General features: G+C 66.9%; 8 protein-coding genes. 1 reads left to right on the plus strand and 7 read right to left on the minus strand.

Going from position 1 to position 14,805, the window contains the following annotated elements; all coding sequences use genetic code 11:
* Positions 1–52: 52 nt before the first annotated feature.
* Genes QMX83_RS14740 through QMX83_RS14755 form a run of 4 tightly spaced genes read right to left on the minus strand, consistent with a single transcriptional unit; the run spans position 53 to position 5,500 of the window.
* Entirely contained in the window at positions 53–1,198 is a 1,146-nt protein-coding gene (locus QMX83_RS14740; RefSeq protein WP_282297400.1) for a cytochrome c peroxidase, read from the minus strand.
* A 2-nt stretch (positions 1,199–1,200) separates the two neighbouring features.
* Positions 1,201–3,990: a secretin and TonB N-terminal domain-containing protein gene (locus tag QMX83_RS14745; RefSeq protein WP_282297401.1), complete on the minus strand. Its 2,790-nt coding sequence runs from the start codon at positions 3,988–3,990 to the stop codon at positions 1,201–1,203.
* A gap of 57 nt (positions 3,991–4,047) precedes the next feature.
* Complete coding sequence (locus QMX83_RS14750) at positions 4,048–5,007, minus strand: FecR domain-containing protein (RefSeq protein ID WP_282297402.1); 960 nt, start codon at positions 5,005–5,007, stop codon at positions 4,048–4,050.
* On the minus strand, positions 4,997–5,500 hold the full coding sequence (locus QMX83_RS14755) for a sigma-70 family RNA polymerase sigma factor (RefSeq protein WP_282297403.1): 504 nt from the start codon (positions 5,498–5,500) through the stop codon (positions 4,997–4,999). Before QMX83_RS14755 ends, QMX83_RS14750 begins: the two co-directional genes overlap by 11 nt.
* A 166-nt stretch (positions 5,501–5,666) precedes the next feature.
* On the opposite strand from QMX83_RS14755, the gene clpB reads away from it, so the two are divergent.
* On the plus strand, positions 5,667–8,258 hold the full coding sequence (gene clpB, locus QMX83_RS14760) for an ATP-dependent chaperone ClpB (RefSeq protein WP_282297405.1): 2,592 nt from the start codon (positions 5,667–5,669) through the stop codon (positions 8,256–8,258).
* 24 nt (positions 8,259–8,282) lie between these two features.
* Here the strand turns inward: clpB and QMX83_RS14765 are convergent, their stop codons facing one another.
* The 3 genes from QMX83_RS14765 to ybaL all read right to left on the minus strand — a co-directional run bounded on the left by QMX83_RS14765 (position 8,283) and on the right by ybaL (position 14,662).
* A complete protein-coding gene (locus tag QMX83_RS14765) occupies positions 8,283–10,736 on the minus strand; it encodes a M13 family metallopeptidase (RefSeq protein WP_282297406.1) in 2,454 nt (817 codons plus the stop codon).
* An 84-nt stretch (positions 10,737–10,820) separates the two neighbouring features.
* Entirely contained in the window at positions 10,821–12,458 is a 1,638-nt protein-coding gene (locus QMX83_RS14770) for a M28 family peptidase (RefSeq protein ID WP_282297407.1), read from the minus strand.
* A 503-nt stretch (positions 12,459–12,961) separates the two neighbouring features.
* Positions 12,962–14,662, minus strand: coding sequence for a YbaL family putative K(+) efflux transporter (gene ybaL / locus QMX83_RS14775; RefSeq protein ID WP_282297408.1), 1,701 nt, complete (start codon positions 14,660–14,662; stop codon positions 12,962–12,964).
* Positions 14,663–14,805 lie beyond the last annotated feature (143 nt).

Consider the following 14,805-nt stretch of genomic DNA (forward strand, 5'->3'; position numbering starts at 1 on the left):
GGGCTTGCCCGGCTGCTCTGCCGCGGACCAAGGCAGCCGGGCAAGCCCGGCTCTACAGGACTTCCAGAAACGCCTGCAGCGCCTGCCGCTCTTCCGCATTCAAACCTAACGGCTGCATCAGAGGATCCGGTTGCGGAAACGGTCCTGTCCCCGCCACGTCGTCGCGCGCACGCGGCTTGCCGCCGCCCACGTTGTAGAACAGCAACACCGCATCCAGCGTCTTCAGACTGCCGATATGCATGTAGGGCGCGGTACGCGCCACCCCACGCAGCGAAGGCGTGCGGAATGCCCCGCTGTCGGCCGGATTGCCGGTGATCTCATAACGGCCCAGATCTTCCCGTGGCCGCCCATGGAAATGCAGTCCGAGGTTGTGGAAGGCGTTGTCGGTCAGGGCGGGTCCGTTGTGGCAGTTCATGCAGCGGGCCTTGGTCCGGAACAGGTGCAGCCCGCGCAGCTCGGTGTCATCCAGCAGTGTGCGACCACCGCCGAGGAAACGGTCGAAACGGTCGCGCTGCGGAGCCAGACTGCGCTGGAAGCTGGCAATCGCCTGCGCCAGTTGCGCAGGCGTCACCTGCGCATCACCGAAAACCTCCTGGAAACGGGCGCGGTAATCGGCATCGCTGCGCAGACGCGCGGTGGCTTCGTCCGCGGAGAACGCCATTTCCTTCGGATCGGCAATCGGCAGCAGCGCCTGGTCTTCCAGCGTGGCTGCGCGGCCATCCCAGAACAGCGAGGTGGCGTACCCACTCATGCGCACGCTGGGGGCATTGCGACGCCCTGTCTGGCGGTCGTGGCCGAACGACACGCGCCGGCCGTCGGCGAATTCCAGGTCGGCCTCGTGACAGCTGGCACAGGCGATCTGCCCCGAGCGCGACAGCGCCGGTTCGTTGAACAGACGCTTTCCCAGCGCCACTTTGGCGGGCGACGTGGGGTTGTACGCAGGATGCTGCACCGGTGGCAGCACCCCCAGCTCATTCCAGCGCACGCCCGGGTCGATCTGCGGAGCCGGCCATGCCGCTACGGGCTGTGCGTACAGCTGCCGCAGGCAGGCAGCATCAGGCTCCACGCCCTGGCCGAGCAGGCGCTGGCACGCCGCCAGCGTGTCGGCAGGCCGGCCAGGGCGCGCATCGGCCCATGGCGTGCTGCCCGCTACGCCGCACAGCAGCAGGGCAGGCAGGGCAATGCGCAGCAGGCGCATGCTCAGAACCGGTAACCCAGTTCCAGCCAGTAGCTGCGACCGGGTTCGTAGTAGGTGCTCCCTGCCGTGGTGCCCACCAGCCGGTTTGCACGATTGAGCACGTTCTGCGCTTCCACGCGCACATAGGCCTCCTGTGCGTGCGGCAGGGCGAGTGCGTACTCCAGCGTGGTGTCCCAGGTCCAGCCGCCGGGGTTGCGGGTTTCCTTGTACACCGGCACCGGTTGGCCTTCGTGCAGTACCGTCTCGCTGCTTTCGTCAACGGTCCGGAAGCCGGCGCGATAGCGCAGGAAGTTGCTCCATGACAGACCCCACGGCAGGGTGGTGGTGGTGGACAGGCGCGCCGACCATGGGCGGTTGTAGTCCTGCGCGGGCAGCTTCAGTCGCGTGGTGATCCGGCCCTTGAAGCTGATCGGCTCGTAGAAGTAGTCGCTGTCGTCCAGATCGGCTTCATAGTCGTTGTAGTTGCGCTCGATGTCGGTGTAATCGAATGCCAGCTGTGCCTGGGTGCGGGTGCCGCCCCACTGCCAGGGCTGCGAAGGTGCAATCGACAGGGTGTAGATCTGGCTGCCGCTGCGGCCGAGATTGGTGTATTCGTACAGGCGCTGGTTGTAGACGCCACGATCGTAGGTTTCGTCCACCAGCTTGCGCACCACTTCGCGGCGATTGGCGCGATTGACGTACTTCAGGTTGACGTCCAGCCCGGCCACTGACTGCTGCAGGCCCAACGTCCACTCGTTGGTGTAGGGGGTATCCACGGCGGTCACGCGGTTGGCGGTGGTGTTGCGGGTACCGGACACGTCTTCCCACGGAGTGGCGCTGCTGGTGCGGTTGCGGGTTTCCTGCAGGTGTTCGCGCCCTTCACGCATCAGGTAGGCGAAGAAGTTGCGGCCGTAGTAGCTGTTGTAGCCGCTGCTGATGACGGTACGGCCGCTGCCGCCCACGTCCCAGGACAGTGCCAGACGCGGTGACAGCGAAGTGTCTTTCCAGATCGAGTTGCGGTCCAGGCGCAGGCCGGGGCGAATGCTGAGGTCGCCGATGCGGATGTCGTCCTGCACCCAGGCTTCCAGTTCGGTGCCGGAGACCTCGAACGATCCTGCGTGGTACAGCATCAAGCGGGTGAAGTACTGGCCTTGGCCCGCGCGCAGGCCGCCGCTGGTGCTGGTGAACACTGGCGACAGCGAGCAGCTTGCCTCGTCCACCACGCCGGTGCGCAGCAGGCAGCTGGTGGCTGCCTTGGGATTCTGGTAGTTGTAGTGGTCGTTCAGACGCTCGTAATAGGCATCGCGACGCTGCACGCCAGCACCGAACTGCACGCGGTGTTCGCTGCGGCCGAGGCTGAAGGCTTCGCGGTCGGCACTGAAGCGGTAGCCGATCTTGCGGTCATGCTGATCAATGTTGCCCCAGCTGCCTTCGATGCTGCTGGAACTGACGCCCCAGTCGAACGCTTCCGACCGCGCCCAGTTGCGGAGATAGGCCGCCTCGCCGCGTCGCGAGGTTTCCACATCGCTGTAGCTGAGCGTGTTGCTGAAGGTCCATGCATCGTGTTCGATACGCGCGCGCAGGCTCAGCAGCGGGCCACCACTCTTGATGTCGAACCAGGAGTCGCGGCTGCCAGCGATGAAGTAGCGGTCGTTGGTGGGCGCGTAGGTGACATTGCCGCCCAGGCTGACGCCGGCACCGTTGTCCCAGTCCACGGCCAGGCTGGCGGCGGTGTTCTCGCGGGTCTGGGTGCGCTTGTAGTCGTCGTTGCTGCTGACCCGTCCAGCGGTGTAAGCGCGCAACGGAATCTCAGACCGGGTGCGGGTCACGGTACCGATGACGCCGAGACCACCGCGGGTACGGCCCTCCAGGCGGGCACCGAGCTTGTACTTGTCATACTCCGGCTGAAAGGCGTAGGTCGCCGATTCGGCGTAGCTGTCCTGCTGGCCCGGATGCATGATGAGTTCATCCCAGGCCGAGCGCTGCATGCGGAACCAGACCTTGCCCGACATCGCATCGCCTGCCTTGCGACTGGTCGCGTCGACCACGCCACCGGTAAACCCGCCGTACGCGGCAGGCACGTTGCTGTCATACACAGCGAGCGTTTCGATCAGATCGGTGTCCAACGCGATGCCCTGCGCGTTGGAGGGGACGTCGGCCGGTTCATTGGCACGGATCACCCCGGGTACGATCGCGCTGGCCGGGTCCAGGTCATTGTTGAAACCGGCACCATCGAGCATCAGCAGATTCTGGTAGTAAGGCGCGCCATTGATGGAGAACTCGCCCGGGCGGATCTCGCCACCATTGCGCGCCGATCGGGTGGTCTCACTGAACTGCACCGCCGGGTTGATGCGCAGCAAGGTGGCCAGATCGCCGTCACCCTTCACCTGCGACTGAATGTAATCGGCCGTCAGTGCGATGCCTTCGGCATAGCGGAAGGTGGGCACGCTGCCACCGCCCACCTTCAGCGCCGGCATACGGCCGCCAGCGCTCGTCGGTGCCGCACCCTGCAGCAGCGTGTAGCTCCCATCGTCGCGGCGCACCGCACGCAGGCCGCTGCCCTTCAACAGCTGCTGCAAGCCGTCATCGAGCGACGGCGTGCCAGTCAGCGGCGGTGCCTGGCGACCGGCGGTGAGCGCCGGATCGAAGGCCAGCGCCACGCCATGCTGGCCGGCGAAACGCGAAAGTGCCCGGCCCAGCGGCTCGGCGGTTTGCGTGTGGACGTCGCGGCTTTGTGCCAAGGCGAACAGCGGGGTAGCCAGCAGGGCCAGCGACAAAGCGCTGGCGGTAAACAGTCGGTGATAACGGGTCATCAGGCAGGGTCTGCAAACAGGGATTCCTCTATCTGCCCCGCGAGATTGAAAAAAGTGTCAGCGCGCGACGACCGTGGTCCACCAACCACCGACCGTACGCTGCACGCGAACCGGGTAGGTGGCCTCGAGCAGGGTCAAGGTGCGTTCGCTGTCATCCAGCGGGAACGCCCCTGACACCGGCAGCGCGGCCACCTCGGGATCACAGCGCAGCACGCCGCGGCGGTAGCGGCTCAGCTCAGCCAGCAGCGTCCCCAGCGGCAGCCGGTCGGCCACGCGCAGGCCGGTGGTCCAGGTGGTGGCGGTGTCGTCCAGCGGGCCGATCCGGTGATCGCCGCTGCCATCGAACACGGCCTGCTGGCCGGCACCCAGCTCCCAGGCGGCGCTCGGGCCCGCATGGATGCGCAGCCTGCCCTCAAGCAGCGCCACCCGTGTGAGGGTGTCTTCGACGGCCACGTCGAAGCGGGTGCCCAACGCCTGGATGCGCCCGTGCGCGGTGTACACCCGCAGCGGACGTGGCGGGTGCTGGACATCGGCGGCACTGAGGACACGAATCCGTCCGCGCTGCAGCCGCAGGGCGCGCTCGCTGGGGGTGTAGTCCAGCGCGAGCAGGGTGTCGGTGTCGAGTTCAACACGGCCGCCATCCGGCAGCGGTTGCCCGCGCCGCTCGCCTACCGCCGTACGCAGCGGCGGCGTGCCGGCAGAGGGGGCCAGCAGCTGCCAGCCCAGCCCGCCCAACGGGAGCAGGGTCAACCACAGGCCAATGCGTTTGATCGCGGTCCGCCGTGAGGCCGGGTAGCGGCGGCCCAGCACCGGCAGCGCCAGTGCGGGCGGTACCTGCTGCAGCAGCGTCTGCAACTGCTGCGCGCGCTGCCAGGCGCGGGCGTGATCGGGGTGCTGCGCGCACCAGTGCTGGCATGCGCCGTGGGCGGCCACATCGTCCGGTGCGTCGTGCAGCCGCAGCATCCACTCGGCAGCGGCTTCCAGAACATGCGGCGGCAGCGTCGTCTCAGGGCGCATGCAGCAGGCACTGCACCAGTGCACGCTTGAAGTGGCGCTTCACGGTGCTCAATGAGAGCCCCAGACGCACCGCGATGGCGTCCTGCTTCAGACCTTCAAACTGGGCCAGTAGAAAGACCTGGCGCGCGACGCGGGGCAGGGTGTCCAGCATCGCGTCAATCTGCTGCAGCGCCTCGCGTACCAGTGCCTGTTCTTCCAGCGAGGGCAGCACCGGCTCGGGCAGGCTGGCCAACTGCTGCAGGTAGGCGCGTTCCAGCGATTGGCGGCGAAACCAGTTGGCGGCCAGTCCGCGCGCGACCGTGGTCAGGAAGGCGCGCGGCTCGCGCAGCGCCTGCAGGTCGCGGTCGGCGGCCAGGCGCACGAAGGTGTCCTGGGTGAGGTCCGCAGCGGTCTCGCGGCAGCCCACCCGGCCGCTCAGCCAGCCCTGCAGCCAGCTGCGGTGATCCCGGTACAGGGATCCCAGCAGCTCGTGGTGGGGGCGGACGGCGGGCATGCGACCTTGCACTCCTTCGGTGGGAATGAGAATGATTCGCAAGTATGGCGATGCCGTCCCTGAATTGCCAGTGTCGCGATTGTCTTGAATCACTTCGCGGCAACCGCATATCCGGTACATCTGATACGGCTGGCGACGCTGGCCACGACTTTGAAGAGGATCCCCCATGCGAATGGACAAGCTCACCTCGCGTTTCCAGCAGGCGCTGGCCGACGCGCAGTCGCTGGCCGTGGGCCGCGACCACTCCATCCTTGAACCGGTGCACGTGTTCACCGCGCTGCTGGACCAGCAGGGCGGCAGCACGCGCCCGCTGCTGTCGCAGGCCGGCGTCAACGTGCCGGTGCTGCGCGAGCGCCTGACCGAGGCGCTGGACGCGCTGCCCAAGGTGACCGGCCAGGCCGGCAACCTGTCGATGGGCAATGACCTCAATCGCCTGCTCAATGCCACCGACAAGCTGGCCCAGCAGCACGGCGATGCCTTCATTGCCAGCGAATGGTTCGTGCTGGCCGCGCTGGAAGACAGTGGCACCCTGGGCATGGCGCTGCGCGCCGCGGGTGCCGACAAGGCCCGCGTCGACGCGGCCATCGACAAGATCCGGGGCGGTGAAAGCGTGCAGTCGGAGAACGCCGAAGACCAGCGCCAGGCGCTGGAGAAATACACCATCGACCTGACCGCGCGCGCCGAGAGCGGCAAGCTCGATCCGGTGATTGGTCGTGACGAGGAGATCCGTCGCACCATCCAGGTGCTGCAGCGCCGGACCAAGAACAATCCGGTGCTGATCGGTGAACCGGGCGTGGGCAAGACCGCGATCGTGGAAGGCCTGGCCCAGCGCATCATCAATGACGAAGTGCCCGAAGGCCTGCGCGGCAAGCGCGTGCTGTCGTTGGACATGGGCGCGCTGATCGCCGGTGCCAAGTTCCGTGGCGAGTTCGAGGAGCGCCTGAAGGGCGTGCTCAACGACCTGGCCAAGAGCGAAGGCCAGATCATCCTGTTCATTGATGAGCTGCACACCATGGTCGGCGCAGGCAAGGCCGACGGTGCGATGGATGCTGGCAACATGCTCAAGCCGGCGCTGGCCCGTGGCGAACTGCATTGCGTGGGGGCGACCACGCTGGATGAGTACCGCAAGTACATCGAGAAGGACGCCGCACTGGAGCGTCGCTTCCAGAAGGTGTTCGTGGGCGAGCCCAGTGTGGAAGACACCATTGCCATCCTGCGCGGGCTGAAGGAAAAGTACGCCGTGCACCACGGCGTGGAAATCACCGACCCGGCGATCGTCGCGGCAGCCACGCTGTCGCACCGCTACATTGCCGACCGCCAGCTGCCGGACAAGGCCATCGACCTGATGGACGAGGCCGCTTCGCGCATCCGGATGGAGATCGACTCCAAGCCGGAAGAACTGGACCGCATGGAGCGCCGCCTGATCCAGCTGAAGATCCAGCGTGAAATGCTGAAGAAGGAAAAGGACGACGCCTCGCGCCAGCGCCTGGCCGATCTGGAAACCGACATCGACGCACTGGAGCGGGAGTTCTCTGACCTGGATGAAATCTGGAAGTCGGAGAAGGCCGCGCTGCAGGGCACGACCAAGATCAAGGAGCAGATCGAGCAGGTGAAGCTGGAGCTGGAATCGGCCCAGCGCCGCCAGGACTTCGGTCGCATGAGCGAGCTGCAGTACGGGCAGTTGCCGCAGCTGGAGAAGCAGCTGGCCGCCGCGCAGGAAGCCGAGGCGACCGAGTTCAAGCTGGTGCAGGACCGGGTGACCGCCGAGGAGATCGCCGAGGTGGTGTCACGCTGGACCGGCATTCCGGTCAACCGCATGCTGGAAGGCGAACGCGAAAAGCTGCTGCGCATGGAAGAGGTGCTGCACGAGCGCGTGGTCGGCCAGGAGGAGGCGATCAAGGTCGTCTCCGATGCGGTGCGCCGTTCGCGCGCGGGCCTGTCCGATCCGAACCGCCCCAGCGGTTCCTTCCTGTTCCTCGGCCCGACGGGCGTGGGCAAGACCGAGCTGTGCAAGTCGCTGGCCGAGTTCCTGTTCGACAGCAGCGACGCGATGATCCGCATCGACATGAGCGAGTTCATGGAGAAGCACAGCGTGGCACGCCTGATCGGTGCGCCTCCGGGCTATGTGGGCTACGAAGAGGGCGGCTATCTCACCGAGGCAGTGCGCCGTCGCCCGTACTCGCTGATCCTGCTGGACGAAGTGGAGAAGGCGCATACCGATGTGTTCAACATCCTGCTGCAGGTGCTGGATGACGGTCGCCTGACCGACGGCCAGGGTCGCACCGTGGACTTCCGCAACACCGTCATCGTGATGACTTCAAACCTGGGCTCGCATCAGATCCAGGACATGAGCAGCGATGACAGCCCGGAGGCCTACACCCAGATGAAGGCGGCCGTGATGGGCGTGGTCCAGGCGCATTTCCGTCCGGAGTTCATCAACCGGCTCGACGACATCGTGGTGTTCCATCCGCTGGACAAGGCACAGATCAAGCAGATCGCCCGCATCCAGATGCAGGGCCTGGAAAAGCGGCTGGCCGAGCGTGGCCTGCGCATCGAGGTCAGCGATGCGGCGTTCGCGCTGCTGGGCAACGTCGGTTTCGATCCCATCTACGGTGCCCGTCCGTTGAAGCGCGCCATCCAGGCACAGCTGGAAAACCCGCTGGCGCAGAAGATCCTGTCCGGGGCCTTCACCACCGGCGACGTGATCCAGGTGGACGCCGCCGATGGCAAGCTGCTCTTCACCGGCAAGGCCGTTTAACGGGGCACTGCCCCGTTTGGACGGTTACAGGAACAGCACCCGCTGGCTGTCACGGCGGGCCATGGCGGCACCGGGCGGGCAGTGGAATGCCTGCGCGAAGGCGGGCAGATTGGACGGAGCCAGGTCAGCCCGGACCTGACCGGGCGCATGCGGGTTGGTCTCCAGATCCTGCTGCAGCTGCGCAGGGGTATGCAGACGTCGGCACAGCACCGCCCAGCTGATGAAGAAGCGCTGCTCGCGGCTGAGGCCGTCCAGCATCGGGTCAGGCTGGTCGGCCGTGGCGGCCTGCAGCGCGTCCAGTGCGATCGCCAGGCCGCCGAGGTCGGCGAGGTTTTCCCCGGACGTCAGGCGGCCGTCCACCGCCTGGCCGTCCACGCCCAATGCGCTGACCTGGGCACTGATGCGATTGACCAGCGCGTTGTAGCGGACCAGGTCCTGTGGCGACCACCAGCGCTGCAGACGACCATCGGGGCCGAACTGGCTGGCCTCGGCTGAGAACGCGTGGGCCATTTCATGGCCGATCGCCACGCCAATGGCCCCGTAGTTGAGCGCGTCGTCTGCATTCGCATCGAAGTACGGGGGCTGCAGCAGACCGGCAGCGAACGCCATGTCGTTGCTCATCACGTCGTAGTAGGCGTCCACGGACTGAGCGGTCATCCGCCACCGCGACGGATCCACAGGGGTACCGATCCGGGCGATCTCGGCGCGCTGGTTGAACATCTGGGCGCGCCGCAGGTTGCGCAGGTAGCCACAGGATTCGGTATGCAGCCGCGACCAGTCCGGCCACTGCTCAGGGTGCCCGATTCGCGGTTGCAGGGCATCGGCACGCTCCAGGGCCAGCTGGCGCGTGCCGGCGTCCATCCAGGGGAGGCGCTGCAGACGCTGCTTCAGCGCGTCGCGCAGTTGACCCACCATCTGTTCGATGCGTTGTCGGGTCTGCGCGGGAAACGCCTCGGCGACGTACAACTCGGCCATCGCGGTGCCCGCGAAACGCTCGATCGCCGTCAGCACCCGGTCTTCCCGCGTTGGCAGTGGCTGGGGTCCCTTCAGTACGCTCACGTGGAAATCATGGTGGGCCTGCGCGAAGGCATCGCTGAGATAGGGGCTGGCATCGTCGAGGACATGGAAGCGCAGGTAGGCGCGCCAGGTCGACGCCTCCGTATCGACCAACGCCGCGCTCACTGCGCGGTGGAAGGGCAGAGAGGCCAGCGAGAAGGTCGCGGGCGGCGCGATGCCCAGCGTGTCAAACAAGGCCGTCCAGCTGAAGTTTGGCGTCAGTATGTCCGCATCTGCCACGCTGACCGGCCGATAGAACGTGGTCAGGTCGCTGGTGAGTTCGGCCCACGGCAGCGACGCTTCGGCCAGCCGTCGTTCCAGGTCGAAGATCGCCTGCGCCTGCTGCTCTGCTTCATCAGCGGCAATACCGGACAGACGCAGCACCCGTGCAATGTGAGCCAGGTATGCATGCCGCTCGGTCTGCCGGTCATCGCGCTGGTAGTCGCTGCAGTCGGGCAACCCCAGGCCGCCCTGAAAGGCATAGGCGATCAGCTGGCTGCGGTCGTCCATGTCCACATCCACGGAGAAACTGAACAGTGGATTGCGTCCTTTGGCGGTCAGTTCGCACAGGTGCGCGGCAATCGCGGCCGGCGATCCAAGGGCATCGATGGCGGCCAGCTCGGCACGGAGGGGACGAAGCCCCTCGCGCTGCACCTGGCGCGCATCCATGCCGCTGCGCCACAGGTCGCCCACCACACGCTGGGCATGGCCCGGCGCGTCGGCAAGCGCGGCTTGCGCGGCGATCTGCAACTGGGTCTGCAGCGAGCGTTCCTGCAACATCGCCGGTACATCCCAGAGCGTGTTCCCATCGGGCAGCGACGTGCGATTCGCCCAGCGCTGGTTGACGTGCGCATACAACGATTCGCACGGGTTCTGTTCCGGGTCGAGGTCAGCCGGGCTGAATCCCGGCACGGTCGGCGACACCAGGGGCGCACTGGGCGAGGTGGATGCCTGCAGCAGTCCGGCACCGCCGGGCAGGCACTCCGGTGTGACGGCATGGTCCAGACCAGCGCGCCAGCCGATCCATCCCCCCACCACGCCGCTGACGACGGAGCCGACCGCCGCCCCCAGCAGCAGGCTGGAACAATCGCGTGGACGTGCGATGCAGCCGACGGCGGCGGCGTTGCCGAGCTCCGCCGCGGTGGTGACGGCGTGATAATCGTGCCCCGAGCTGGCCTGGGCCGACGGCAGCAGCGCGGCTCCCGTGGGTGCCGTCCCCGCGTGCACAGGCTGCGCACGCACTGCCGGTGTCAGCAGTAGTGCGGCGGCGAACAGGGCCGAGGTGTTGCGCAGGTTCAACAGGACAGGCGGTGACCCAAAGCGCTGCCGCCTTGCGTGATCGGCCCAGGGCTGCTGGCCGCCGAGTGCGCGGGCGAAGTTGCCCTGCGTACGCCGGCAATGTGCGATGGAATCGGCGGGCATTCGGTGCCTCCTGAAGCGGAACGATGGGCGCGAGCTTGCCTGTGGATGCAGGCTGCGCCCATCGGAATACGCCGCAACTTCGGTTCAATCGCCGGGATTGGCTTCCCGAGCAGCCAACCAGTCGACGATGGCCCGCTCCAGCACGCCGACGGCGGCAAACGCCTGGCGCGAGTTGAACTGGTCCAGCTGGTCGTAGCCGTTGTGGATGTTGGCGGCATAGCGGGAGTGTGGCAGCGCACGATAGGCCTCGACGGCCTGGTCGTAGGCGTCCAGCCGTGCTTCCACGGCCGCGCGAGTGGCGGCGTCCAAGCGGCCGGCGACGTAATCGTCGAAGCGCTCCCACGGCGTGGCGGCGTCCGCGGCAAGCAGCGCTGCCCGGGCCTGCTGGCGCATCCGTTCGCGCCCGACATCGACCGCATCGATCAGGGTAACGCCCAGCGCCGGCACCGCCTCGCGCTGGAACGCGAGGTGATCGGACTGCATGGTCCAGCCGGCGCTGTCATGCACGGTGAGGCCTGCCTCCTGGGCGGCCTCGCGCAGCAACGCCGCCAGCCGCGCCTCCGTGGCGGTCACCGGGATGCGCCGCGCCGGGGCATCCAGTGCGTCGCCCACCCGATACATATCCTGCTGGTCCGAGCCGGAGATGGTCATGCCATCGCCGCGACCCAGCATGTCCACGTTCAACGCCACGTCAGGGCAGTTCGACTGCGCGAGGCATTGCCGCACATAGGCCTGCGCGCCGATCAGGCCGCGCTCTTCCAGGTCGGTGACCAGCAGCTGCACGCGCGTGCCAGTGGGCAGGAGTGCCGTACGCAGCTGTCTGGCCACGGCAAGCAGCGCGCCGACCCCTGACGCATTGTCGTTTGCACCATTGGAGCCGTCTTCCGCGCCTGTCATGTCGCCATGCGCCATGAGCATCAGGGTGCGGCTCCCCGGACGGTCGTCGCCGAAGGTGACCAGCAGGTTGCGGCCTTCGAAGCGCATCCTGACCCCCTGCACGTCACGGGTGGTGATGCTGAAGGGGCGTGTCTCCACCGGGTGGCCGTCGCGTTCCAGCAGGGCCTGGATCATCTGGTGGCGGGCCGCATTGGCGGCGGTTTCGCGCTCGGGACCTTCCGGGCTTCCACTCCTGGCTTCATCCGTGGCCCGGACGATGTCCGCCACATCGAGGTACAGCCGCGCCTGTTCCAACGGCACGGCACTTTCCAGCAGGGTCGCCGCCCATTCGAGCCAGACCTCGCCGGGGGGCACAACGGCGGCGGTAGCGGCCGGTGGCCAGCCAGCGGCCGCTGCCGCCGGTGCGGGTGCTGCCGGTTCTGTCCGGGCGGCAAGCTGCATGATCTGATGGCGCACCTGCCCAGGCTGGCGCTCCAGGAGCGCGCGTATTGCCGGGTGCGAGCACTCGGCATCCGGGCCGCAGTCGCGCAGGATCTTCATCAGCGCGAGCTGGTCGTGCGCAGGCAGCACCGACAGCAGCTGGTCTTTCTGCCGTTCGGGGGTGGACGGCACATCATTGGGCGCAGGCAGCGGCATCGGCTCGCTACCGAGGGATGCCGTCAGCCGACCGGTGATGAATGAGCCTGCGCTGAGCAGTGCGCCACCAACGAGCAGCGTGCCACCGACCAGCAGCGTGTCCCGGCACGCCCGCGGTTGTGTGACGCAGCGTGCCAGGACACCGTTGGCAACGGACGTGATCGCTGGCGCGCCGTTTTCAATGCGCACAGATAGGGGTTGGTACGTGTTCGCCGAACCTGCGCGTGCGCCTGGCAGCAGCGCCGGGGCTTCCACGGCGGGGGGAACCGGGGTCGATGGTTGCGTTGCGACAGCCGTTGCCGCTCCAGCTGCGGCGCGCGCGCCACTCCCATGGGGCCGATGATCGGGAACGCGAAGTGCTGCAGTAATTGCCAAGAAGGCTGTAATCGCCTGAGCGACGTTGTGCACCTCGAAAGGTTGCGCGTGGGGCTGATGCATGCGGGGACGGTTTTGAGCTGCAACGCTCTGCTCAAATCTGCGCCGGTGTACACCGTGAGAAATGGGATCCAATGGCATGGGGGACTCTCCGTAGTGGGCGATGGACCACGGCCACGGCGATGTCGCACGCGGACGCAGCGCTGGAAAGTCTGCGGTCACGCATGCAAGTGCTCTATGGGAAAAATCTCAAATCCGCGGGCGGCGCGCGGCGCACGGAGCGGGAACGTCGCCCTTTCCGACGCTCCCGTAACTGGTCACACCACAGGCAGGCTGTGCTGTCCCAGCGTCCGGTAGGGCGGGGTGGCCATCACCATTTCCGCCAGCGAGTACGCCAGTTCGCGTTCGGCCATCACCGTACCGTCCGCCCCGTGCTCGAGCAGATGCTTCACTTCGGCGTCGCTGTGGGCACGCGCCAGCAGGGTCAGACCGGGGTTGAGCGCACGAAGCTTGGCCAGGGTTTCGCCAGCTTCCAGCGGCTGCGGAATGGCCAGCACCGCGATCTTGGCGCGCTCGGGGTGGGCTTCGGCCAGCACCTTGTCCGACGCCGCACTGCCACGGATGCCGGGCAGGCCGGCGGCATGTGCTTCGGCGACATGCTCTTTGTTGTCGTCAATGACCAGCACCGGCACGCCGCGATCGCGCAGCACCTGGGCCAGCGCACTGCCGACCCGGCCGTAGCCGATGACGATGGCATGGTCGTGCAGGTCCAGCGAGGGCCCCGGCGGCAACTCGGTTTCCACCGCCTGCGGGGTGGTTTCCTGGTGTTTGGCCAACCAGCGGTCGAGCAGGCCGAACACCACCGGATTGAGCATGATCGAGATCAGCGCTCCGGCCAGCACCAGCGCCTGCCCGGTCGGCGGCAGGATCTTCAGGCTGACCCCCAGGCCCGCGATGATGAAGGCGAACTCGCCGATCTGCGCTAGGCTGGCTGAGATGGTCAGCGCGGTGCCATTGGGGTGGCCGAATGCGCGCACGATGAAGAACGCCGCCGCCGACTTGCCGAACATGATGATGGCGGCGGTGGCCAGCACCTGCCACGGATGCTCGATCAGGATGGCGGGGTTGAACAGCATGCCCACGGAGACGAAGAACAGCACCGCGAAGGCATCGCGCAGCGGCAGCGAGTCGTTGGCAGCCTTGTGGCTGAGCTCGGACTCATTGAGCAGCATGCCGGCGAAGAACGCGCCCAGCGCGAAGGACACGCCGAACAGCATGGCCGAGCCAAAGGCCACCCCCAGCGCGATGGCGAGTACGGACAGGGTGAACAGCTCGCGCGAACCGGTGCCGGCGATGCGCTCGAGCACCCACGGAATCACCCGGCGCCCGACCACCAGCATCACCGCCACGAACAGGCCCAGCTGCACGAAGGTCCAGCCAATGCTGGCAAGCACGCTGCCCACAGTGTGGGTCTGGTTTGCGGCATCGGGGCCGAACACGCCGGCCAGCACGGGCATCATCACCAGGGCGAGCACACAGGCCAGGTCTTCGACGATGAGCCAACCGACCGCGATCTTGCCGCGCTGGGTTTCCAGCAGGCGGCGTTCTTCCATTGCGCGCAACAGCACCACGGTACTCGCGGTGGCCAGCGAGAAGCCGAATACGATGCCATGCAGCATTTCCCAGCCCATCAACCAGGCCAGGCCCCAGCCCAGCAGGGTCGCGACCAGGATCTGGCCAATGGCACCGGGAATGGCGATGGCCTTCACCGCCATCAGGTCCTTCAGCGAGAAGTGCAGGCCGACCCCGAACATGAGCAGCATCACGCCGAGCTCGGCGAGCTGGTTGGCCAGGGCCTGGTCGGCCACAAAGCCCGGGGTGAAGGGTCCTACACAGATGCCCGCAACCAGATAACCGACCAGCGGAGACAACCGCAGCTTGTTGGCCAGCGCGCCGAAGATGAAGGCGAGCCCCAGGCCAACGGCAACGATGTTGATCAGGTCGGCATCATGGTGCATCGGGGCTCGCAGAAAGGGGGTATGCCCCGATTTTCACCGATGCGGCCGGATACGGCAAATTCGGAGCCCTTGCATGGTGCTGCGACGTAGAGCCGGGCTCTGCCCGGCTCTACGAATTCCGTGCAATCAAAGGTGCCTGGTGG

The sequence above is a fragment of the Stenotrophomonas sp. PS02289 genome (assembly GCF_029960115.1).
Taxonomy (GTDB): domain Bacteria; phylum Pseudomonadota; class Gammaproteobacteria; order Xanthomonadales; family Xanthomonadaceae; genus Stenotrophomonas.

What these genes read in the sequence shown, in the direction of transcription:
- QMX83_RS14740 (WP_282297400.1), bottom strand. Translation starts at nt 1,198, where the DNA reads ATGCGCCTGCTGCGCATTGCCCTGCCTGCCCTGCTGCTGTGCGGCGTA.
- QMX83_RS14745 (WP_282297401.1), bottom strand. Translation starts at nt 3,990, where the DNA reads ATGACCCGTTATCACCGACTGTTTACCGCCAGCGCTTTGTCGCTGGCC.
- QMX83_RS14750 (WP_282297402.1), bottom strand. Translation starts at nt 5,007, where the DNA reads ATGCGCCCTGAGACGACGCTGCCGCCGCATGTTCTGGAAGCCGCTGCC.
- QMX83_RS14755 (WP_282297403.1), bottom strand. Translation starts at nt 5,500, where the DNA reads ATGCCCGCCGTCCGCCCCCACCACGAGCTGCTGGGATCCCTGTACCGG.
- clpB (WP_282297405.1), top strand. Translation starts at nt 5,667, where the DNA reads ATGCGAATGGACAAGCTCACCTCGCGTTTCCAGCAGGCGCTGGCCGAC.
- QMX83_RS14765 (WP_282297406.1), bottom strand. Translation starts at nt 10,736, where the DNA reads ATGCCCGCCGATTCCATCGCACATTGCCGGCGTACGCAGGGCAACTTC.
- ybaL (WP_282297408.1), bottom strand. Translation starts at nt 14,662, where the DNA reads ATGCACCATGATGCCGACCTGATCAACATCGTTGCCGTTGGCCTGGGG.